At 55.2% G+C, this 22,348-nt stretch carries 16 protein-coding genes and 3 pseudogenes; 6 read left to right on the plus strand and 13 right to left on the minus strand.

Going from position 1 to position 22,348, the window contains the following annotated elements:
- Positions 1-203: 203 nt before the first annotated feature.
- The 8 genes and pseudogenes from istB to HQ843_RS25885 all read right to left on the minus strand — a co-directional run bounded on the left by istB (position 204) and on the right by HQ843_RS25885 (position 8,788).
- Positions 204-955: pseudogene (gene istB / locus HQ843_RS25850) on the minus strand (IS21-like element helper ATPase IstB).
- Positions 952-2,449: pseudogene (gene istA, locus HQ843_RS25855) on the minus strand (IS21 family transposase). Before istA ends, istB begins: the two co-directional pseudogenes overlap by 4 nt.
- A 210-nt stretch (positions 2,450-2,659) precedes the next feature.
- Positions 2,660-3,547, minus strand: a complete 888-nt coding sequence (locus HQ843_RS25860; protein WP_180900515.1) for an SMP-30/gluconolactonase/LRE family protein — start codon at positions 3,545-3,547, stop codon at positions 2,660-2,662.
- A gap of 39 nt (positions 3,548-3,586) precedes the next feature.
- Positions 3,587-4,900 carry a TRAP transporter large permease gene (locus tag HQ843_RS25865; protein WP_180900514.1) on the minus strand — a complete coding sequence of 438 codons (1,314 nt, stop codon included), beginning with the start codon at positions 4,898-4,900 and terminating at the stop codon, positions 3,587-3,589.
- Positions 4,900-5,409, minus strand: coding sequence for a TRAP transporter small permease (locus HQ843_RS25870; RefSeq protein ID WP_180900513.1), 510 nt, complete (start codon positions 5,407-5,409; stop codon positions 4,900-4,902). The genes HQ843_RS25865 and HQ843_RS25870 overlap by 1 nt, the downstream gene beginning before the upstream one ends.
- Positions 5,410-5,482: 73 nt before the next feature.
- Positions 5,483-6,493 (minus strand): TRAP transporter substrate-binding protein DctP, encoded by a 1,011-nt coding sequence (gene dctP / locus HQ843_RS25875; protein WP_180903354.1) that lies wholly within the window; start codon positions 6,491-6,493, stop codon positions 5,483-5,485.
- Between the two features lie 396 nt (positions 6,494-6,889).
- On the minus strand, positions 6,890-7,507 hold the full coding sequence (locus HQ843_RS25880) for an NIPSNAP family protein (RefSeq protein ID WP_180900510.1): 618 nt from the start codon (positions 7,505-7,507) through the stop codon (positions 6,890-6,892).
- A gap of 117 nt (positions 7,508-7,624) precedes the next feature.
- Positions 7,625-8,788: a CaiB/BaiF CoA transferase family protein gene (locus HQ843_RS25885; RefSeq protein WP_180902029.1), complete on the minus strand. Its 1,164-nt coding sequence runs from the start codon at positions 8,786-8,788 to the stop codon at positions 7,625-7,627.
- Positions 8,789-8,980: 192 nt separating this feature from the next.
- On the opposite strand from HQ843_RS25885, the gene HQ843_RS25890 reads away from it, so the two are divergent.
- Together HQ843_RS25890 and HQ843_RS30140 are read left to right on the plus strand one after the other, a co-directional pair.
- A complete protein-coding gene (locus HQ843_RS25890) occupies positions 8,981-10,360 on the plus strand; it encodes an MmgE/PrpD family protein (RefSeq protein WP_180900509.1) in 1,380 nt (459 codons plus the stop codon).
- A 116-nt stretch (positions 10,361-10,476) separates the two neighbouring features.
- Positions 10,477-10,674, plus strand: a pseudogene (locus HQ843_RS30140) (type II 3-dehydroquinate dehydratase); the annotation flags it as partial.
- A gap of 38 nt (positions 10,675-10,712) precedes the next feature.
- On the opposite strand, the gene HQ843_RS29255 reads toward HQ843_RS30140, so the two are convergent.
- The 5 genes from HQ843_RS29255 to HQ843_RS25925 are packed head-to-tail and all read right to left on the minus strand — an operon-like array spanning position 10,713 to position 13,935.
- Complete coding sequence (locus HQ843_RS29255; RefSeq protein ID WP_210275285.1) at positions 10,713-11,828, minus strand: HEAT repeat domain-containing protein; 1,116 nt, start codon at positions 11,826-11,828, stop codon at positions 10,713-10,715.
- Positions 11,791-12,216, minus strand: coding sequence for a hypothetical protein (locus tag HQ843_RS25910; protein WP_180900508.1), 426 nt, complete (start codon positions 12,214-12,216; stop codon positions 11,791-11,793). The genes HQ843_RS29255 and HQ843_RS25910 overlap by 38 nt, the downstream gene beginning before the upstream one ends.
- A complete protein-coding gene (locus HQ843_RS25915) occupies positions 12,206-13,087 on the minus strand; it encodes a hypothetical protein (protein WP_180900507.1) in 882 nt (293 codons plus the stop codon). The genes HQ843_RS25910 and HQ843_RS25915 overlap by 11 nt, the downstream gene beginning before the upstream one ends.
- 29 nt (positions 13,088-13,116) lie before the next feature.
- The gene (locus tag HQ843_RS25920) at positions 13,117-13,629 is read right to left on the minus strand and encodes a GNAT family N-acetyltransferase (protein WP_180900506.1); all 513 of its coding nucleotides are present in this window, start codon (positions 13,627-13,629) and stop codon (positions 13,117-13,119) included.
- A 3-nt stretch (positions 13,630-13,632) separates the two neighbouring features.
- The gene (locus HQ843_RS25925; RefSeq protein ID WP_180900505.1) at positions 13,633-13,935 is read right to left on the minus strand and encodes a type II toxin-antitoxin system TacA family antitoxin; all 303 of its coding nucleotides are present in this window, start codon (positions 13,933-13,935) and stop codon (positions 13,633-13,635) included.
- Positions 13,936-14,332: 397 nt separating this feature from the next.
- Here HQ843_RS25925 and HQ843_RS25930 point away from each other — a divergent pair, with 397 nt between their 5' ends.
- The 4 genes from HQ843_RS25930 (at position 14,333) to HQ843_RS25945 (ending at position 22,022) form a co-directional block, all read left to right on the plus strand.
- Entirely contained in the window at positions 14,333-15,061 is a 729-nt protein-coding gene (locus HQ843_RS25930; RefSeq protein WP_180900504.1) for a hypothetical protein, read from the plus strand.
- Positions 15,062-15,374: 313 nt separating this feature from the next.
- Positions 15,375-19,706, plus strand: coding sequence for an NACHT domain-containing protein (locus tag HQ843_RS25935; protein ID WP_180900503.1), 4,332 nt, complete (start codon positions 15,375-15,377; stop codon positions 19,704-19,706).
- A 2-nt stretch (positions 19,707-19,708) separates the two neighbouring features.
- A complete protein-coding gene (locus tag HQ843_RS25940) occupies positions 19,709-20,650 on the plus strand; it encodes a DUF3800 domain-containing protein (protein WP_180900502.1) in 942 nt (313 codons plus the stop codon).
- A gap of 694 nt (positions 20,651-21,344) precedes the next feature.
- Positions 21,345-22,022, plus strand: coding sequence for a HEPN domain-containing protein (locus HQ843_RS25945; RefSeq protein ID WP_180900501.1), 678 nt, complete (start codon positions 21,345-21,347; stop codon positions 22,020-22,022).
- The last annotated feature ends 326 nt before the right edge of the window (positions 22,023-22,348 follow it).

Here is a 22,348-nt window from a genome sequence, read left to right on the forward strand (position 1 = left end):
CTTTGCAACATCGTCCATAATGCAGATGGGGGTCGAATACCCCCCTGTCACGAGAGCGAGCCCATGATATGTGTCAACGGCGGCGTAAAAACCGGCCACGGGGCGGAGCAAAAGTCGGCCACTTTGGGCGCAGGCATGAGACCCGCGGGAGGGCGTAGCCCGAGCGGGGGGCTCATGCCTGCGTTGCGATTTTTTGAAGGGTTTCAGCCAGCCTTTCGGGCGCGGCTTTGGGCGAGACGGTAGCTGTCGCCATTCATTTCGAGAATGTTGACGTGGTGGGTGATACGATCGAGCAGAGCGCCGGTCAGACGCTCCGAACCCAGAGTTTCCGTCCATTCGTCAAAGGGCAGATTGCTGGTGATCAGGGTGGCGCCCCGTTCATATCGCTGCGAGATCAACTCGAACAGCAGTTCCGCGCCAGTCTTGGAGAGCGGCACGAAGCCGAGTTCGTCGATGATCAGCAGCTTGTACCCTGCCATCTGCTTTTGGAAACGTAAGAGACGCCGCTCGTCACGGGCCTCCATCATCTCGCTGACCATGGCGGCGGCTGTGGTGAAGCCGACGGACAGGCCCTTCTGGCAGGCCGCAAGGCCGAGGGCGAGCGCTATGTGCGTCTTGCCGGTTCCACTGGGGCCGAGAGCGATGACGTTCTCGCGACGCTCGACCCACTCGCAGCGGGCCAGTTCCATCACCTGCATCTTGTTGAGCTTCGGTATGGCGGCAAAATCGAAACTGTCGAGGCTTTTGACGACCGGGAATTTTGCCGCCTTGATACGGCGCTCGACCTTGCGACGATCCCGTTCGATCATCTCCCGCTCGGCAAGCCGGCTGAGGTACCTGCGACGCCCTCGGTGGCGCAAAGCCGGGCCAGTTTCTGATACTCCCGCTGGAAGGTCGGCAGCTTCAGGCTCTTGAGGTAGTGGGCAAGCAGGATCTCAGGTGCTTCAGTGCTCATGCCGCTTCTCCCTTCCCCGACGACAGAAGTCGCATGTAGGCTTTCGCCGGTGTCTTCTCGACCGTCGCCCTTGGCAGGTAGGGATAGATCGACAGATCCAGTCGCGGCGGGCGGCGCTCCACCCGGCAAAGGATCAGGTGCTTGACGGCGTCGAAGCCAATCGCGCCGAGATGAATGGCCTGCTTGACCGCCGCATGCAGGTCGACAAGCTCAAAAGTCTCCAGCAGTCGAAGAACCTGTACATATTCCCGCCTGCCATGCTTTGCCATGCGGCCCTCCATCAGACGGCACAGTGTGGCGAATTCCTCCGGCAGATCCCAGCCCTGTAAAGGGGCCGCCTGATCCAGCGCATTGATCTTCCGCTCGATCAGCGGCAGGTAATGCACGGGGTCGAAGATGACATCCTCCCGATCCGAGCTTCGGGGATGGCGAGCGATGACCTCGCCGCGGCAACCGATCACGACTTCACCGACATAGCCACGGACCCAGACGTCCTGATGACCGTAGGCGACGGGTACGGAATAGTCGTTGGTTTTGTAGCGAACGAGAGACTGGGCCGTGACCCTGGCACTGGCCTGATCGCAGGCATCGAAGGGCGACGCCGGCAAGGGGCGCATAGCCGCCAGGTCGCGTTCCAGCCGTTCCCCGATCGTCTCGCTCTCACCGCGCAGCCTGTCGCCCTGGCGCTTGCGGCACTGTTCTTCCAGAAAGGCATTGAAAGCATCCCAGGTCGCAAACTGCGGGATGGGGACCATGAAATTACGCCGGGCATAGCCCACGAGGCCCTCGACGTTACCCTTGTCATTGCCCTTGCCGGGGCGGCCATAGCGATCCCGGATCAGGTAGTGGGACAGGAACCCGCTGAACAGTGTTGCCCGCTTGCGCGTGCCGTCGGGCAGGATCCTGGCCACAAGGCAGCGGTCATTGTCATAGACGATCGATTGCGGCACGGCCCCGAAAAACGCAAACGCATGGACGTGGCCATCGACCCAGGCCTCGACCACCGCCGCCGGATAAGCCCGCACATGAGCCACCATCGCTATGCGGAAGGTCGAGCACGAAGAACCGGGCTTTCTGCTCGACACCGCCGATCACGACCGTCGCCTCACCGAAATCAGCCTGCGCATGGCCGGGCGGATGAGAAAGCGGCACGAACACTTCCTGACGGCGTTGTTCCCGCTCGCGAATATAATCCTTGATGATCGTATAGCCGCCCGTGAACCCGCATTCGTCGCGAAGCCGGTCAAACACACGCCTGGCCGTATGGCGCTGTTTGCGAGGTACTTGTCTGTCTTCATCCAACCAGGGGTCGATCGTCGAAACAAACGCGTCCAGCTTCGGCCGCCGGATCGGTGATTGTCGCTGATAGCCAGGAGGCGTCGAATACGACAGCATCTTCGCTACGCTGTCGCGCGATATATTGAAATGCTTTGCAGCCTGACGTCGGCTCATCCCTTCCGAGACGGCCAGACGAACCTTCAGATAAAGATCCACGGTATAAATCCTCTGTCCCTCCTGCGCTCATTGCAGAAGGAAAATAGGTGGCCGGGTTTTACGCCGCCCGCGACCGAATTATTCCGCCGCTTCCGTGGCCGACTTTTGCACCGCCGATCTCAGACTATTGTTTTGAATTTAAAAGATAGCAGGCCCGGTTTAAGTCGGGCCTTTCTTTTTTAAATCATCTGGGGGAAGGTTGGTAGCCCTTCAAACGACAAGAAAGGGCTCTCTTACGCCACGGGTGTTCGTCTGGAGTTTCAGCAATCCACCTGACCAAGGTTCCCTTTCACGGATCTCCTCGGACATGCGGAAAGTTGCCGTCGTAATGAACAGCGTGCTGAGGTCTTCGCCTCCAAAAGTCAAATGCGCTGGCTTCGAAACGGGCAGGTCAATCAGACAATCCAAACGACCGTCCGGATCAAACCTCGCGATGCAACTTCCATTTATCCGCGCGTTCCACAAAAAACCCTCGAAGTCCACGATGCTTCCGTCACATTCGCCGGGCAGGTCGCGCGTATCGGCAAAAATCCTGCGATTGGAAATGGCGCCCGACTCGAGGTCATAGTCATAAGAATAAATCACGTTGCTGGTCGTCTCGCCAAAATACAAGGTAGTCCAGTCCGGACTCCAGCAAATGGAATTGGGCAGCGTGATATCGCCATCCTGCAGGACACGTGGCTCGGACTTACAATCGTAGCTCCAGAGGCGCCCTGACGCCGTTTCGAGCTGCTTGTTCATGCCAGCAGTTAAAAACCTGCCCATGGCATCTGTGCGGCCGTCGTTAAGTATGTTTTCGGGGCGATCGCTCTCGATCGGCGCAATCAGTTCATGCTTGTCTGTTTCCGGCCACCAACGGGTTAAGCCACTGCGTCCCGAGATTAAGACACTTCCGTCACGGTAGAGACTGTACCCGCCCAGTTTTTCAGGTGGCGTCCAGCTTCGCACATTATCTTCAATTGGATCATATATGTGAAAAGCAGGCTTGAAGACATCAATCCAATACAATTTCGACTGCTCCGCATGCCAAAGCGGAACCTCGCCGATTATGTCGTTAGTATTGGCGACAAGCTCGGTGTTTCCCAATTCCAGCTTCATACTCTATTCCTGTGGTGGCGGATGCGGTCATAATTTCATTCACCGCGACAACATCATCGACGGTAGGGCTATGCTGAGGACCGGGAACGAAAAAAGGAGGATCAAAACAATAATTTCCATAACGATGAAAGGCAGCACTCCGATAAAAATCTCTTTTGCCTTGACCTGCCCATCAGAAGCACTGATTACGGCAAACAAATTTATGCCTATCGGCGGCGTTATCGCAGCTAGCTCCACCATCTTTACGATAATGATGCCGAACCAGATCGGATCGATGTCTAGCGCGATTACAGCCGGGAAGAGAAACGGAATTGTAATAACCATCATCGAGACGGGATCAATAAACATTCCCATAACAAAATAGCTGATCACGATAAAAACCATGAACATCTGTGGCGACAGCCCGCTATCGCTTATCGCTGATGTCAGCGTGGTGACCGAGCCACTGAACAGAAGCAGTCGCGCAAGCAGCGTTCCAGCAATGATAATCAAGAACAGCGATGCGGTGGTTATCGCGGCACTCTTGAGTGAGCCGAAAAATAGTTCGAGGCTAAATCTGCCTCGTAAAACAGTGATTGCGAGCGCACCAACCGCGCCAACCGTGCCAGCCGCAGAAGGCGAAAAAGCTCCCGTGTAAATTCCGCCCAAAACAACCGCAGCCAATAGCGCCGCTGGCCAGATTGTGACCAGACTGCCAACCTTCTCGCGCATGGTAAATCGTTCGGTGGTGACAGGTGCGAGCTCTTTTCTCAAGGCCACGGAAATCACAGAAACCAGCAATAATCCGGCGGCTGTAAGAAATCCGGGAATAATTCCGGCAATCAAGAGACGACCAACTGATTGCTCCGTCAGCACACCATAAAGCACCATGGTTATGGACGGCGGTATCATGGCCGCGAGTGCGCCGGACGCAGCGATACACCCCGCACCAAAACCTCTATTATACCCCAAACGCACGATCTCGGGCAACGCAACGCGGGTAAATACTGCCGCATTCACAATAGTGGAACCGGATATCGCCGCAAATCCGGCTGAGGCGAGAACCGTAGATGCGTAGACCCCACTGCGGAACCCTCCGAGCCATTTGTAGCAAGCTTCGTAGAGGTCTCCAATAATGCGCGATCGTCCTGCGATCTCTCCCATCAATACGAACATGGGGATGACGGCAAATGCGTAGGAACTGGAGGAAGCAAATGTAAGGGTTTTGAATGTCGTAAATAAAAACGCATCGCCAACCAGAAAGTACATTCCAGTTATCGTGACAGCCATAATCGAGAACGCGACAGGAACCCCGAACACAATCAGAGCAACGATGGAAACAATGCTAAGGGCGGCAAAAACTAAGGGGTCCATCACACGATCTCACTGATGTGGGTTTCTTGGGAATCCGGCTCAGGACGGAACGGCAGGACAAGAACCTGTACAAGCGCCAAGACCGACCCGAGGAATACCGCAAACTTGGCGGGATAAACTGGAAGCTTCACGAGACCCTGGGAAATTTCCTGTATCTGGTAGCTAGCAATAAAACTTGCATATGAGCTGCGCACCAGAACTCCGTAACATAACGCTCCAGTCACAACGATCAGCAGCATGCGGACCCGCGCACCAAAGGAGCCATGCGCGAAATCCAACAGATCCAGCGCGACATGACCTCTCGCAAACACAGCGAAGGGCTGAGCTAAAAATATAAGCACGACAAGGAGAAGTTCTGTTGCCTCGAAAACGCCCTTCAACGGCGCCCTGAACAGGAATGACGCAACTACGTCACTAAATCCGATCATCGCAATGAGGACCATTGCAGCACCAGAAACGGCAAATAGTGCCTTCGCAGACATGCCCGAAAGCCATTCCAATCGCGTCATAGTCCCCCCTTGCAAGATCAACTCAAAAAAACGGTCGAATGGTGTGTTGCACCTCCCGACCGCCAAACTTTTATTAGTTGGTTTTGGCCTTAACAATCGCCACAACCGAGTCGACGGCTTCAGCGGGAATACCAGCCTTCTTTTGCGTCTCCGCCCAAAGTGCAAGCATGTCAGGTATCAATTCGTCCACTTTTGCCTGATCCTGGAATGGAACGAGCGTGACGCCTTTCTCCTGTACGAATGCCAATGCAGCTTCCTCAGACTTGGCGGCATTCTCTTTCCTCAGTTCAAGGTGCTTGGCGGCCACTTCATCAACCACCGCCTTGAAAGAATCCGACCAACCTCCATTCTTGTAATCGTTCCAGCTTGCGTAAAAGACCGGTCCAGACTGTGCCCCAAGCGCGATATCGCTGTAGAATGGCGCGACTTCGTGAATATTGTAGGACTTCGACAAATCATAGCCGAAACTGGTGCAATCGATCACGCCGCGCTCGATGCCCTCATAAATCTCATTCAGCCCCATATTGACGGGAACCATGCCGATCGACTCGAACATGACTGGCAAGAAGCTACCATAGCTACGAACCTTCTTGCCTTTGAGATCTTCGAGGGTTTCGACCTTGTCGCGACACTGCAAATGAGCTGTGGGCAGTGCTTGCACGATGATCGGAAAAACGCCGTTGCGCTCAAACTCGGCAACAACGGCAGCGTTCTCACGAAGCTCAGTCGACACGTCCATTGCGACACCAGCATCAGGGAACAGGGCCGGCACTGTATTGGTCACACCCGACAGCGGCATGTCAGACGGATAGTAGGCAGGCGCGGTCACGCCCGCCCGAATAGCGCCGCCCTTGATCAGCGGAATGATCTCATTGCCAGCGCCAAGTGAACCACTCCAAAAGAACGTGAATTTATGCTCACCCTGCGACTTTTCTGCCAACTCATTGGCGAAGGCCAAATCAGCTTGGGAAATGGCCGATGCCTCAGGCGTGATATGCGCCACTTTAATTTCGTCAGCCAAAACCGGTGTCGCAATTCCCGCGATAACACCGACCGTTGCAGCCGCCAAACCAAAATTTTTCATTAGCTCCTCCTGTATCGATTAAAAGTCGCAGATTTGACATTCAAACCTCTGCGAAGTCCTAAATCTCAACTTTGTCGGCTTATCTAGCAGTGTCACTGTTATTCAGTGCACCCGCGCAAACATAATATCAGCTATACGGCGGTGGTGGTGCTTGAGTTTTTGCCGGGTATGGCCACCGACAAATGAGGATACCGAAATTGTGGTTTAACCACGCACATGCCGGTTAAGCGCCCCCGATGGGCAACCATCCCACAGAGGTAAGGCCCGACCTAAACATTCATCGGCGGCCGACCCTGAGGCGACCGCGCCTGAACTCAACAATTAACTTCATTCACCAAAGGCGTTTTTCCAGATTTGCGGCGTAGGATTGTTCAAGCCAAGGGATAGCTTAATCACCTAGCAAAGCGGTGAGTGCTTTTCGGGAAAGGCGATCATTGTCCGAGCCTGATCAATCTGTACCGGACCGTTTTTGGGTGGCCAAGTTCCATTTTTGTAGTGTTCTGCCCTCAGAGAAAGTCGCTGCTCAAAACTTTCGAAGCCCCAGATGTGCAAAATCCTGGGTGCGCCATCCAGCCCATACATATTGGTGATCAAATGGTCTGAATACGGTCTGGCCGCCTCTATCGCTCCCTGCCAGGCGTCAACGCTCGGTTTGATTCCATAAGGCCGGACAAGATACTCGCGAAACTCATATACTTTCCCTAGCTCGCGCGGTTGAATTTCTGGAAGGAAGTCAAACTGCCTGAACGTTTCGATTTTCCATCCTTTGATAAGTTCGCCACAGCCAAACGGATCAGGGTGCAAAAGCAGTTTTTCCCTTTCTTCCATCTGTCTGGATAGGTTTTCAAACTGCCGAAGTACCAGCAACTGCCCCAGCGTGCCGATGTCAGTGCGCCAGCTTCCGACATATTTGCACGGCGACCTCTCAATCCACCCATTGATGTTCTTTGAAAGAGTTCCAATTTCAAGAATTGAACAAGAAATTGTAAGTAGTTCTAAAATATTATAAGACATTGCACTGCCTCTTTATTGGTTGAATGGAGCCGAAATTGGTACCAAATCTCCAGTTGACGCCCTAAAGATAATGAATTGTGCTTAGGCGTTTGCCAAGCATTCAACGCGTAATTACTGCTATTCAAATGTGTGGGGCCAAGTCGCTGATCTAGCGTTTTTCACGCAGTCATCCAATCCGGAAATCAATTCATTGGTGTCCGCCCCCAATCGTGGCACACGGCCGAGCCGGCGACGGCCTCCATCGACCGTCACGGGATGGGCCGGCAAAGAAACGTTCCCCTTCTCAGTTTCCACGGGAACCCGACGCAGCGCCGGGTGCGCTGCAAAACCGTCCATGCTGTTTACTTGAGCAAACGCGATTTTTTGCTCGGACAGAGCCCTGGTCAGATCGTCCCGATTGAATCTCAGGACTTCGCGCCGAACAAGGCCGTCGGTTTCGACGCGATTTTTGACGCGTTCGTGATTACTGACAAAACGCGGATCGAAAACCAATTCCGGTTGACCAAACACTTGTCCGCATAAGGCCTTCCACTCATGCTCAGATTGGATCGCCAACAAAATTTCTGCGCCATCCGCAGCTTCAAAGGTTCCATAAGGTGCAATTAAAGGATGAGAAAGCCCGCTATTTTGGGTGGGAAGCCCAGCCTCATGGCTTAAAAGCGGTACCGTCAGCCATTCTGCCATAACGTCGAACATCGACACCCGAATGTCACAGCCTTGCGCTGAGGACTTTCGCGCAATGATTGCTTCTAAAATCGCAGCATTTGCCGTCACAGCTGTCGCTATGTCGACAACTGAAATTCCAACTCTGGCAGACATCCCCGGCGGTCCAGACAAGGACGCCAGTCCGGACTCTGCCTGTATCAACAAGTCATAGGCCTTCCTATCTGCATATCCTTCGGCTTCGCCGTACCCGGAGATGGAACAACAGATCAATTGTGGGTACTCCGCCCGCAATCTGCTGATGGGGAAGCCCAATTTGTCTGCCGCACCAGGGCGAAGGTTTTGAACAAACACATCGGCGCCCTTGATCAAAGCTTCACATGCATGTTGATCAGCTTTTTTATTCAGATCCAAAACCACGGATTTTTTTCCGCGATTGATCCAGACAAAATAACTGCTTTGACCCAGTGCGGCTCGGTCATACTTGCGCGCAAAATCTCCTTCTGGCCGCTCTATTTTGATCACCGTGGCGCCAGCATCCGCCAGCCTCGCGGTGCAAAGAGGAGCGGCAACTGCCTGCTCCATCGACACAACAACTAAGCCTTCAAGCGGTCGCAGGTTAGACATTTTTCCCCCTCGGCTTGCCTCAGTCCCGAGAAGGGCAGGCTCGCCCTACTGGCTTTACCTAGTTTTCACGGTCAATCCGATTTTTGTAAACGCATAACTGGTATCGCAATACGCGCAGTGGCCAAATTTTTTTGGCCGTTCACAGTGTCTGTATGTTAGATTTCATATGTGGGGTTTTCTACCATGCGCGACATGACTTTGGCCCAGCAGTACGCGACTTTCGCAACTAGCCTTGAATTCGGTGCCCTAAGTGATGATGTCGTCGAAATGGCGAAAACGTGCTTGAAAGATTCCATTGCCCACGCGTTGGCTAGCCTTCAACGCCCCGAGGCAGTCGCAGCGCGCGCTACATTTTTGGAGGTGCATGATCGGGGCACTGCATGTGTGTGGGGAACCGATATTCGCACATCTTCTGCGACGGCAGCCTATTTGAATGCGCTCACGTGCTCATGTACGATCCAGAATGATACACTCGTTGTCAGCAATTCCCATCCCGGCATGAGCGTGATCCCCACAATCTTTGCGCTTTCCGAAGAGTCTGATTGCAGCGGGCGCGATCTAATTGTGGCTTTGGTCGCAGGCTATGAAATAATCGCGCACTTCGGGAAGATTCTCGTATCACCAGACTTTGCAAAATGTTTCAGAGCGACCAGCCACGTCGGCCCAATTGGAGCAGCTGCGGCCGCCTCCAGAATACTCAAGCTTACGCCATCGCAAACGACGTGCGCGATTTCATTGAACGCCAATACCATGAGTGGCTTTAACGCTTGGGCTGCAGAGGGGACCAATGATCTGGTGTTCCATAGTGCCCCCATGGCACGCAATGCCATTGAAGCCGCAAAACTGGTCGCTCATGACCTAAAGATGGCGGAACAAATATTCGAAAGTCCCAGTGGTGTATTTTCTGCTTTTAGGGTGCACTTCGATGCGAAAAATGTGATTGACGAATTGTCAGAGCTAAAAGGGATGAGCGAGGTCATATTCAAGCCCGCGCCCACTTGCGTATTCACCCAAGGCGCTTGCTTACTTAGCGACGAGTTGGCCCAAAAATACGGCGCCATATCCCCGGAAGAAATTGTCTGCGGAGAGGTGCGTGTAACAAACGCGGCTCAACGTTATCCAGGATGTGATAATCCATCGCGATTCATGACCCAATTCGACGCTCAACTCTCCATTCAGTTTAGCACTATAGCCATTTTGGCAGCAGGCGGTCTTAGATATGCCCCGTGGGACAATTGGTCTGATCCAACACTTCAGGCAGCCGCATCAAGGATAGAATTGGTGTCCGACGACAAACTGTCTGACAAATATCCCGAAACCAACGGCAGCATAGTCAAGATCCAATTGTCCGATGGTAGACTTCTCGAAGCTGAGCTGCCAAATTTCGCTTCCATGACCGCGGAAGCCATTCAAGATCGCTTTATGCTCAACGCGTCACAGATTCTTGGAAGCGACAACGCTTCCAGGCTATCTGATCTGATTGCGAACCTGGATCGACCCGAAGCCACTATACGCGATTTGGCTGCTTCGCTTGCACCGTCCAGCCATGCGCGGGCCAGCTGATGAAGCAGGACATGGAAAGCAGGGCAAGCAACGTGTTCAGGCAGAGCTCAAAGCGTCACAAAATTGCGGTCATCGACGGACCAAACGTGTCGAATTTGAAGCATCGAAGCAACAATATGTACGGTCCAAGCATGTCAGCGGAAACGCTGCATGAAATGGTTCGGCAATGGTCGGTTGCTCTTGAGATCGATGTCGAAATCTTCATGTCGAATTACGAAGGCGCGATTTTGGAGTTCATTCACGACGCCTCGCAAAGGGTGGATGGCATCATTATCAACCCAGCGGGGTTGACGGCTCAAAGTATAGGTGTTCCTCACGCGTTACACGACACCGGTTTGCCTGTGGTCGAAGTTCATTTTGCAAATGTTGCCGCGAGTGCTGACAGAGGTGGCTCGGTTTGTCTGAATAGTTTCGAGCGTTTTGCTAAGTGGATTTCCGCCTCGATTATGCTGCCACCATCATCGGTGTCAGCGCGTTGAAGTAGGCCTGAACCGCCCGCGCCGGCGAGCGCCTGCATCTCGTCGGCGGAAATCTCCCTGCCCTGCTCATAGGCCCGCGCGATGGCGGTGATCGCCTGCAGCTCTACCACACGCGGCACGGCGTCGGCCGATGCACCCCGGATGATCTTTCCAGCATCATCGAGAAATCGCAGCGCGCCCTGCCGACAGGTGTCATCGGCCAGCGTCAGATATTCGAATTCAGAAAGGCCATTGCCATAGGCGCGTTCGAGAAGCCTGCGGCCCCAGCTATCCGGCGCGGCGTCGGAGAATACAAGCGTCTCGCGCTCGAACTGCGTGGCCGCGCGCAGCTCTCTGAGCAGCTTCTCTCGCGGCTCGCCGCCCAGCGCGCCGAAGGCGACCAGGAGCGGGCCGGCAATCACCGACGTATCGCGTTGCGCGACGCGTGCTGCGTCAGGATCCAATGCGTCGAGCTTTTCACTCGTCGCACGGTCGCACAGCGCCCAGGCCGCGGCCTGGGCTCGTGGCCGAAAGGCCGCGTCGCCGTCCAGTCCGGGACTTTCGAGCGCCGTCAACAAGACTGGGGTGATGCGTGCATCGTCCTGCTTCGCCAACGCAGACAAGGCGGCACAAGCGACGAACGGATCGGCAGAGTGCGCGCTAGCCGCGTCAAGGAGAGCATCGATGGCGCTGACCGGCAGTCCTTCGAATGCTCCAAGGGCCTGCGCTGCTGACCGAGCGACGCTGAACCGCGACCACGCACCTCCCATCGACAAATGGCTGCCGAAATTTCGTGTATCGGCAAGCAATTCAATCAAGGAGTCGATGGCCTCTGGCCAACGGTGTTCCTCCATGAGATGCGCAAAGGCCAGTCGCATATCTGCACTGTCGTCGCCGGCGACCGAAATCAGATGCTTTCGCTCATGGGGCGTCGCGTCGGGCACGAGCGCGCGAAGTGCTTCTCGACGAACATCATAGCGCTTGTGCGCCAGGGCCTTTCGCAAAGACATGCGCAGGTCGACGCCATTCGCAATCTGTAACGCCTGGATCGCCGCCTGACCACGGCGATCCGGAGCGGCTCTTCGCCTGCAAGATCAGATCGAGACGCTCGCCTTCCGCCGTCAGCCCCAACGAGGCGGTCGATGGATCTATGACGGCGGCTTCGAGATCCTCATCGGAGCGCGGTTCGATGACGACTTCACCAGTCGCGCCTTTGGCCAGCAGAAGGTCAAGCGCCACCCAGACGGTGACCTCGATTTGATACTCGTAGCCGGCGTAGCCGGGATTGCCTGAGCTGACCCTCGATCGCGCCGGAGGCCCCCCGCTGGCAGCGGTGCGACGCTTGCGGGGCGGACTAGACTTGCCGCTCTTCAGTTTGGCCGTCGTCTTACCCGCCACGGCCGGTTCCTTTCAGAACCATCCGCACGAACGCAAACATGCGCATGAACAGATAATCGATCTGGTCTGGCGAGGTCAGCGCCTCCTGCGTGACCTCCGAATGGCGGATGCGGAAGCTGTTGCCAATGGTGGTCAGTTCGACCGCTTCGCGTGCCAGCAGTTGGCGGAAGGCCGAGTTCGGCGCGGCAACGCGATCCAGCAGCGCATCCGCCTGGACGCGTTTGTTCGCCCCCGGCTCAAGCGTTTTCAGCCGCTCAAATGCGTCCCAGAGTTTCTCAAGCGAGTCCTGCCGATCCTCCGGCTTTGGCGACACGAAGCGTCGCCGTGCGGCCTCGAGCAGGCGATCCGTCTCGCCATCTCCGGTTTGGAAAAGCGTCCATCCGATCGCTTCGGCCAGCGGCGCCGGGAGAAGACGCCGAGCCTGCCCCTCGGACGTAAGCTCAAACGCGAGCGCATTGCGACTGAACAGCATGTTCACATCTGCAACGAACCGCTCAAGGCCCGCCGCGCGGTCCCAACTGAGGTGGTAGTGCCGAAAGAACGAGTGAAAAGACCCTTGAACGGGCTGCCCCACAGCGCCGGCGCAAAATTCCAAAAGGTCGAGAATAACAGGCGTGACCGGGACTTCGCTCGGCGAAAGCGGCCATTCCACCCAGGGCACTTCCGCTGCCAGTACCCGGCGGAAAGATTGCTCGTCACACCCACACGGGCCGTTCCCATCTGGGCATTGCTCGGGAAAACGCAATCCGAATGAACCGTCTCCGATCCGGGTCTGGATCAGGCTGTAGAGCCCGGCCCACAAACGCTCGTCGATGACATCGATCGTCGGCGGCCGCGTTCCGTATTCCCGGTCAGTAAAATAGGTAGACATCTTTTTTGGCCGCCCCCCGTCTTATCTGCTCATCTGAAGAGCTGCTCTATGTCGGCCATCGGTCGAAACAGCTTCATCGGCTGATCTGGAAACGGCAGAAAACTCTCACGCTCGTAAAAGGCACGGGCGCCATCGTCCTTCGCGTCGACAATCACAGCGAACGAAGCAACCTCGCTGCGGACCGCCCGATGAAGTGCGTCCGCCAAAAGAAAGCGGCCGTAGCCTTTCCCTTGATGGCGGTGATCGACAGCGAGCCGGCCGAGCAACGTCGCCGGCACGAGCGGGTAGCGCGGCAGTTTCTTGATCGTCTTGTCGGGCAGCTCACCAAGCTGCAGGGCGGTCGACGACAGAGTATAATAGCCCGCGAGCACACCATCCGGCAGGATGAGGACGAACGGAGCCGCCATCTTCTTGCGGGCGTCCTGACTAGCCTGAACACGAATGTACCGGTCTAGCGCTTCGACTCCGCTGTCAAAGACGGAACGATCATGCTGCGCCGAAAGCGGTTCGACGCGCAGGCCTTCCCAAGCAGTCGCGGTCACGCCTCAGACGCCGGTCGCTTGGCGATAACGGCGCACGGTCTCGCGCAGCCGGTCATTCGCCGGCTGCGGCTTGAGCAGCGCATCCACGAAGGCCTCGCTGTCACGCACCGACAGATCAAGACGCTGATGCTCCTCGATCGCGCGCAGCGCCGCATCCTGGACGCTGGTCAGCACGAAGTCGGTCACCGTCCGGCCCTGCAGGGCGGCCGCGCGCTCAATAAGGTTCTTCTGGTCGGCCGTGACCCGCGTCTCAAGACGCTCGCCACGAACCCGACTGCGAGGGTTATGGGTCGCAGGTTCGACCATTACTGTGCTCCTTTAGAGTTTAGATAAATGTACGGCCAATGGCCGGAAAAATCAAGGGGCGGAGCGCCAGAGCGCCGCACGCGCGATCACCCCGCAGAACTACCCTGAAGCTCTCTCGTCGGGCTGGCACCCGTCAAATAACTCGATGCGACCAATTATCTGAGTGCTCGATGTGACGCTCGCCGAACCCTCGATCTGGTCCGACACCCGCGCAACGAAGAATCGCATCGCTTCACCTCGGACAATCTCTTCCGGCTGCCTCGGAAAATTGTTTCTGCTAATTGAAGCGGGGCAAAGCTGATTTCGTATTGCGACATCCCACCGACAACAACATTGGAATGAGCCTTTGGATAGTAGCGCGATAATCGAGAATGCAATCAGCACTCTCGCAAACACGATGAGAATCTACGTCGAAGCGCATATGCGCTTTGGCGAACTGTTCAAAATCGATCCCGAAGAAGCGATCGACAATGTTGATCGCGCCTTCGAGATGAAACTGGAGGCCTTTCATACGCTTTATGACGTATCAAGGAGGTTCTTTTCCTATTTCGACCATGGGGATACCGTTTTGATCATCGCGGTGCGAAATGCGATCCATCATCGCGATCATCCACTTTTCCGAAGCCTTCAGCGACGCCTGCACCTCGATGAAGGCGGAGTGGAACGCTGGCTGGGCGCGTCGCTCCTGGTGGCAAGTCACCTCACGCTTCACGGTGCTCCAATCCGAATGTCACACCATGTAAGACTGGACGATTTGGACGCGCGTCTCGATCCTTCACGCGCATCGCCATATCTCGACACCTCACTGGGCGGCATAAAGGCCGCCGATCGCTTCACTTTGGTCAATACTCATCTGAGACTTCCGGTGATCCGCAAGTTCCGTTCCGAGCACCGATATTCGGAAGACCAGACTTACCTTGATCTGATGCCGATCTTCGTCTCGGCTGTCAGCAAGGTTTTCAAGGCGATGAAGGCCGCCGACATCAACTTCAATGGGTTCGACGCACAGGCTTACCTGGCGCCTTTTACATCAGAATTCGAAATTGATCTCGGCAGTCTAAACTTCGAGCAATTGCGCGTGCGCGGCTGGGGCCCACTCGATCTCATTCCTACTCTCATCAGCTAAAATCGAGCGCCGGATTAGCTCACCGGTAATCAGCAGCATCCGCTCCGAGGCGACATATCCCAGTGGTGACGCTTTCACCGAACCTAGAGCGGAACCCGACCTGATTGAATTGGGAGGGATTCCAGATATGGCGTTACGAGTACGGCGCTGAAGGGGACCTGTGAGTTACATTCTCCAGAACGAGGTACTGGCCCCAAGCTAGAATACGGCAAACGGGTCAGCGGCACTAGAAGCATCGTGCCGCTCGGTTGTTCTTCTCTTGTTCTCATGTGCATGATAGTAAGATGTTACCTCGCATCCCAAATGGAATAAGATGACCGAAAGCGACTCCGAATATCAATTTATAGAGCTGAACCGCACTTTTCACGAGCTATCCAAGTACGCCAACGAGGACGATGAGCTCGACCTAAGTCACGCGTTTCGTGTCGGTGATCGGCTTTCTTGGTCGGACCTGATTGAGCGGTACCGCGTCATTATCCTGTCGGAAGCCGGTTCAGGTAAAACTGCTGAAATTCGCAATATCGCCATCGATCTACGTACCCAAGGCAAGTCCGCGTTTTTTATCCGTCTCGAACATGTGCCCAATGATTTCGAGGACGGATTCGAGGTCGGCACTTTCGAAGAGTTCGAGACGTGGCTGGCATCGAATGATGAGGGCTGGCTTCTGCTGGACTCCGTCGATGAGGCGCGCTTGCGCAATCCGGGAGATTTTGCGCTCGCAATTAAGAAGCTAGGAAGGCGGATCGCGACAGCGAAGGATCGCACGCACATCGTTGTCACCGGACGCACCAATGCGTGGCGTCCCAAAACCGATCTTGCGCTTTGCGTCACTCATCTGCCTTTCACGCCTGCCACGACGACGGCGAAGGAAGACAAGGCCCACATCGACGATACGATCGAGGACGCTGTTGAAACTTCGGATAGACCGGCAGAAAAGTCCCAGCCCGTCTTCAAGATCGTAACGCTGGACGACCTGTCTCGTGCTCAAATCGAGGCATTTGCAAATGCCCGTGGCATCAAAAACACCAAAGCTTTCATCGAGGCCATCGAGCGCGCCGATGCATGGTCCTTTACGTCAAGACCACAGGATTTGATGGAGCTGACGGAATTCTGGCTTGATCAGGGCCGCATCGGAAGCCGCCTGGAAATAATGCGCAACAGCATCTCCCGGCGACTCCAAGAGAGAGACCAAGAGCGCGTCGACATTTACCCACTAGCACCTCAGAAAGCTCTGCAGGGAGCTAGGCTCATAGCCGCAGCGACCACCTTGGCCCAGGAATCGACTATCCGAGTTCCGGATGGGGTCGAAAATTCGAAAGGCATTGCTCTCCGCGACGTGCTTCCTGATTGGGACGATAGAGAACGCTCGACGCTGCTGTCCCGCCCGATATTCGACGAAGCAATCTATGGCACTGTGCGCTTCCATCATCGGTCCGTCCGCGAGTACCTCGCGGCCGAATGGTTCGCTGATCTTTTGGGCCGGGAAACCTCGCGACGAAAAATCGAAGCCCTCTTCTTCACCAATCAGTACGGGCTGGACATCATCGTTCCCACGCTTCGGCCAATCTTGCCCTGGTTGGCTATCCTCGATCCCAAAATCCGAGAGAGGTTGCGAAAAGTTGCCCCTGAGGTGGTTTTTGAAGGGGGCGATCCGAGCCAGTTGCCATTGGAGACCCGAAGGCTCATTCTCCATGAAGTCTGCGAACAACTGGCGAGCGGAACATCAGGCCGCTCGATGACCGACTATGCGGCTGTACAACGCTTCTCCAATCCCGATCTGACGGACGATGTGCGCAGCCTTCTGGCCAAGTATGCGACCGATGACGAACTGAAGGCTTTTCTGCTCCGAATGGTCTGGCTGGGCCAGCTCTCCGGTGTATTGCCCGAGGCAAAGCAGATCGCGCTTTCACCTTCCGCTTCACAGTACACACGCATTACCGGCTTTAGAGCAGTTCGGGCAGTTGGGTCCGAGCAGGATCAAGAAGAAATCCGCGACAGTTTTCTCACAGAAGCGGCAGAACTGGATCGCGACTGGCTTGCCGAATTGACGAAAGAAACTGCTCCGACACAGGACATGATCAAGTGGCTGCTTGAGTGCTTGGGCAAAACGGAAGAGAAAGAGCGGTACAGCGTCGATCGCCTTTCCGACGCTGTGAGCACCTTTGTTCAGGCCACCGGCCTCGATCAACTGCCCGAGTTGCTTATCGGCTTTGATCAATTGCTCAACACACCCCCAGTGATCGAGAGGCGTTTTTGCGAGATATCGCAGAAATTTACTTGGCTGATGACGCCCGCATCCCAGGCGGCCGAGCGTCTCATCGAGGCCCGCCATTCAGCGTCACTGCAACCCGCCGTGCTGGCCGTCCTCGATAAGTTCGGAATGGGACGTCACTATCTCGACAGCGAACTCAACGATGCGAAAACGAAGTTCTCAACCCTTGCGCCAGAGTGGCCGGAACTGAATAGGGCCCTGTTTTGGTTTGAGATTAACCTTGCGAGAGAACGGCGAGACGAAAAGCGCAAGGAACGGCTTACCGATTTCTGGCCGGTTTTTGTCATGGAGCCGTTCTGGCGCTTTGGCGCGGAGGATTTCGACTATGTCTCCGAGCAAATTGCAACTCAGCCCTTCCAAGACGACAAGCTTGTCGCGCTGTCGTTGGCTTTTAGACTCTACATCACGAACGACCGGCCGCGTTTGTGGCGTGAAAAGCTCAAGCGACTCGTCTGCGGCAACACGGAGTTGTCGGATGAGTTGGACAAGTTCCTCAATCCGCCGGCACAAGGAAAAGACGCCCGCGCCTGGAAACGCCAGGAAGCGCAGTGGAAGAGACGCTCCGAGGGAAGAAAGCGAAAAGAGGAAAAGAATCTCGCAGACTCAAAAAAGTATCTGAGCGAAAATCTCGACAAATTGCGCGACCCAAGTCTGACCAAACCTGGCTATGTCTTCAACGGCCTAACCTACCTTCACGACCGGATGCGCCGCGATAGCGATCGCTCCGGTCGGTGGACCCATGGCAACTGGAGAAACTTGGAAGCCGAGTTCGGCAAGGATATCGCGCAAGCGTTCCGAGACGGAATTGTTGCTTATTGGCGGCGTGAGAGACCGACTATTCGTTCGGAAGGCGCACCAGAAAACTCGACACCAATGTCGGTAATTCTGGGCTTGGCCGGACTCGAAATCGAAGCGCAGGAGACACCAAATTGGGCGCAAAGCCTCAGCGAAGCAGACATCCAGCTCGCCTGCCGATATGCCTCGTTCGAATTGAACGGTTTCCCAACCTGGTTTCCCAAGCTCTTCGAGGCGCATACGAGCATCGTCACAGATTTCCTTCTTCAGGAGATCCGCTTCGAGCTTTCGAAAGCGACACCTGAGAAGGAGGATCATTACGTCCTCAGTGACGTTAGCTGGTCAGGTGAATGGAGCTGGGCCACCCTCGGCCCGCACATCGCAAATCTGCTGAAGGAATCCGAACCTGCGAACGCAGCCACGTTAGACAAGCTTCTCAAGGTTTTGCAAGGGTCGGCACTGTCCGACGAGGAAATAGCAGTGCTTGCGTCGCAGAAGGTCCGGTCGGTACACCCCTCGCAGCATGTGGCTCACTGGTACGCCGTATGGGTGGGTGTCGATCCTGAAGCCGCAATTCCCGACCTTGCCGCCTATTTTGAAGAATTGCCGCAGGGCGAGGCGCGAACGGAGTTCGCGATGAACTTTGTAACAAACCTATGGGGCGGCCGCAGAAGCGCAGCCAGCACCAGGGCCAGATATCAAACACCCCGGCATTTGAAGACTCTCTACCTGCTTATGCATGGCCATATTCGGCGAAGCGAGGACATCGATCGCGCCGGCAAGGGGGTCTATTCACCAGGTTTGCGCGACAAGGCGCAGGACTCAAGGAACGGGCTATTTGATCTGCTGAACAAAATTCCCGGCAAGGAAGCCTTCCTGGCCCTGCAAGAAATATCGCGATCCCACCCGGAGGCGGAATCCCGTCCATGGTTCGCTCACTTGGCAAAGGTTAAGGCCGAGCAGGACTCGGATATCGCGCCGTGGATGCCGGCACAGGTCCGCGACTTCCATGACAAGCTGGAACGAACGCCGGCCAATCATCGAGAGCTAGCGGAGCTTGCGGTGATGCGGTTCCTCGATTTGAAAGATGATCTTGAGAACGGGGACAGTAGCATCGCGACGATACTCAAAGCAGGTGCGAGGCTTGAAACCGATATGCGGAAATATATCGGACGTGAGCTTCGTGAAAAGGCGTCTGCTCGCTATTCCGTCCCGCAAGAGGAGGAGTTTGCAGATGCCAAGAAGCCGGACATCAGGTTCCACGGGATGGGATTTGATGCACCCGTGCCGGCCGAGTTGAAGCTGGCCGACAAGTGGACTGGCCCCGAACTTTTCGAGCGGCTGGAGAACCAGCTCTGTGGTGACTATTTGCGCGACAACAGGTCGGAACGCGGCGTTTTCGTTCTGGTACGCACGGGCGAAAAGGCTGGCTGGGATGTTCCGGGTGGAGCTAACCGGGTTGATTTTGAAGGTCTGATTGCAGCGCTTCAGAATCGCTGGGAAGTAATTGCGCAGGAATTTCCGCGCGTAGATGAGATTACGGTCATCGGCATAGACCTCCTTAAAAGAGCTGCGTAGATATGTGGGAAAGACGAAGCCCTATCCTCCTTCAGGCGTTCTGTGACGACTCAGCCAGTGACAAGGGAGACAAGCGGCTGTTCATGGCGGGCTATCTCAACCGAGCCAATAGATGGCAGCTCTTTTCCGAGGCATGGCGCGAGGAGCTACAGGTGCTGCCCTCGATCGCGTACTTACGCATGGTGGAAGCGAATAACCTGCGCGGTGAGTTTAAAGGATGGACGAAGGAGGCTCGCGATCAGAAGCTGAAAGGTCTGGCGCGCGTTATCAACCATTTCGAGCCCCTATCCTTCCAATTTACGATCAATCGTTGCGAGCATTTTCGCGTTCTTACCCCCGTCTCGCCTCGCGGTCTGGGAAGCCCGCACTTCACCTGCTGCTTCAGCGTCATATCCGGCGTCGCACGCTACGTCGCAGAGACTAAAGCCAAAACTCGAATCGAATATATCTTTGACGAACAAGACGGCGTGAGCTCGGACATGCACCTCTTGTTCCACGAGATGAAGCGAAACATCCCGCGCAGAGCCCGAAATCTTATCAGCGGCGTCCCTGCCTTTGAGAATGACAAACTGCTGCCGCCGCTCCAAGCAGCGGACATGCTGGCGTGGCATTTACGCCGGGAGCATGAGAACCGATCGTCCCCTGACGATATTCTCCCGATGGCTGACTTGCTGAGGAATCCGAAAGGACATTTGGAATCCCATGTCGATGATGCCCACCTCCACAGATGGGCCGAGCATCATGAAAAGCAGGAAGGTGTTCAAATCTTAAAGAGCAAAGGGCAATGGCAGGAATTCAGACGAGATCTGGTGCGTTTTGCCGAGGCGGGAGCAATCCCACCGAACGGCAGCCGGCTCTCACATCTCCTTTTTAGATTGCGCATTCACTTCTGGGCCGCGCTAGCCCGGCGGAACCTAAGAAAGCGCGGCCGTCGTCGTTCCTGAACCAGGATGGCGACGAGGAACTGCCCACCGAAACCACGATATTGCCGCCGTTTGTATCCGCCGGCCCACTCTAATATTTTTCCTGTCCTAAGGAATTGATTTTCCTGCAGAAAATTTCCTTTTGGGCTCTCAGCGCCGTGGCCGGGGCCGTCAAAAAGGCAACCTCTTGATTTTGCTAGAGTTTTTTGGAATTTCAGGACAGAAAAAATTCTGTGAACTATCGGTATCTATCGACCATTTCGCGCTGAGGCATAGACCTCAAACCTCGAATCTTTTGCCCCTGATAAAGTACCGTCAAAATCGACGAAATCAATACACCCACCTCCATCCCAGATTGCTGGGATGGAGGGTTGGTCTTGCCGATTAAGGGAGCCGAAACGGGCTAGGCCTCTCTGGCTGGCTGATACGAAACCGCGGATTTCAGCCATCAGAATCCGAGGATTTGTATCAAGGCGAAGACTGAGGGTTTGTCACATGCCGCATTTACTAACCGACGTGACGCTAAACGAGATATTTTCAAACTGAAATTCGGTTTGAAAATGATTTACAAAGTCCACCATGAGTGAGCGAAGCGTAGAAAAGCTGAAACAACTTGAGCGCCTCATCCCGAATGCCTATGGTTTGTGTTTATTCATCTTGCCAAGCTCCGAGAAGCAGACCGCATCCCGTTGAAAGATCGTGACAAGAAACGTTGATGGCGAATTCGTCGAAGCTACCCAAGCTAGCATTTCCCGTTGAACCGTCGGGAGTCCAGACGGAACGCGTCTTTACACGCGAAGCTATGACACGGCCGCTGTTCGAGGAGCCGGGGGATCATATCGTTCGAGACGACCCGATATCTGGCCCACAAGGCTTTATGGTTGGCGATGAATTCATCCCGACGCGCATTGAGATGGCGCAGCAGTATTTCGATGCCGCACACCTGCTGCTGGAATCGATCAAGCGTGGAGATTGGGAAGATTATAAGCTCGTTAGTCCGGCCCTATTTCTTTATCGGCACTCCCTCGAATTGCTGGTTAAAGGGTTGCTCGGCGCATCACCGCGAACCCATGATCTTTCCGAGCTTGCGGATATGCTCGATGCTACGGCCATCGCTCGTTGGGGGCGGCCGCTACCAGTCTGGATCTCTGCGCGCCTGAAAGAAATTGCCGCGATAGATCCGGAGTCAACCGCCTTCCGCTATGGCGAGAACTACGATCGGGCAATTAAGGCGAATGTGCCGCCGGTGCCCTCAGCGATGTATATTAGCTTGCCACATCTGCAACGCGCCATGCTTACCTTGAACGCAGCATTGCAGGGCGCCATCGCCGAGGTCGCTGTAAACCACCCCGTTCGCTACTTCGATGAGCTAGATTTCCTCGACGAGTTCTAGCGACGAATGCCCACTCCAATATTTTTTCCGCTCTAAGTAATTGAGTTTACTAAAGAAAACTTCCTTTTTGGTTCCCAGCGCCGTGACCAGGGCCGTTAAAAAGTTAGTCTCTTGATTTTACTATAGTTTTTGGGATTTCAGGGCAGGAAAAAATTCTGTGAACTATCGGCATCTATCGACCGTCTCGCAGTGAGGCGCTGACCTCAAACTCCGAATCCTTTTCTCTCGATAGAGTACCGTCAAAATCAGCTAAATCAATGCAGCCAGCACCATCCTTGATCGCTGAGGAGGCCTGCCTCCTCTTATGTTCAAGAACAGGCTAACCC

Origin of the sequence: Martelella sp. NC20, from assembly GCF_013459645.1 — a bacterium.
Classification (GTDB): Bacteria; Pseudomonadota; Alphaproteobacteria; order Rhizobiales; family Rhizobiaceae; genus Martelella.

Coding starts and splice junctions, on each gene's coding strand:
- HQ843_RS25915 (WP_180900507.1), bottom strand. CDS start 13,087: ATGTCTACCTATTTTACTGACCGGGAATACGGAACGCGGCCGCCGACG.
- HQ843_RS25865 (WP_180900514.1), bottom strand. CDS start 4,900: ATGGACCCCTTAGTTTTTGCCGCCCTTAGCATTGTTTCCATCGTTGCT.
- HQ843_RS29255 (WP_210275285.1), bottom strand. CDS start 11,828: ATGTCTTTGCGAAAGGCCCTGGCGCACAAGCGCTATGATGTTCGTCGA.
- HQ843_RS25945 (WP_180900501.1), top strand. CDS start 21,345: ATGGCGAATTCGTCGAAGCTACCCAAGCTAGCATTTCCCGTTGAACCG.
- HQ843_RS25930 (WP_180900504.1), top strand. CDS start 14,333: ATGAGAATCTACGTCGAAGCGCATATGCGCTTTGGCGAACTGTTCAAA.
- HQ843_RS25935 (WP_180900503.1), top strand. CDS start 15,375: ATGACCGAAAGCGACTCCGAATATCAATTTATAGAGCTGAACCGCACT.
- dctP (WP_180903354.1), bottom strand. CDS start 6,493: ATGAAAAATTTTGGTTTGGCGGCTGCAACGGTCGGTGTTATCGCGGGA.
- HQ843_RS25880 (WP_180900510.1), bottom strand. CDS start 7,507: ATGTCTTATAATATTTTAGAACTACTTACAATTTCTTGTTCAATTCTT.
- HQ843_RS25860 (WP_180900515.1), bottom strand. CDS start 3,547: ATGAAGCTGGAATTGGGAAACACCGAGCTTGTCGCCAATACTAACGAC.
- HQ843_RS25870 (WP_180900513.1), bottom strand. CDS start 5,409: ATGACGCGATTGGAATGGCTTTCGGGCATGTCTGCGAAGGCACTATTT.
- HQ843_RS25925 (WP_180900505.1), bottom strand. CDS start 13,935: ATGGTCGAACCTGCGACCCATAACCCTCGCAGTCGGGTTCGTGGCGAG.
- HQ843_RS25890 (WP_180900509.1), top strand. CDS start 8,981: ATGCGCGACATGACTTTGGCCCAGCAGTACGCGACTTTCGCAACTAGC.
- HQ843_RS25940 (WP_180900502.1), top strand. CDS start 19,709: ATGTGGGAAAGACGAAGCCCTATCCTCCTTCAGGCGTTCTGTGACGAC.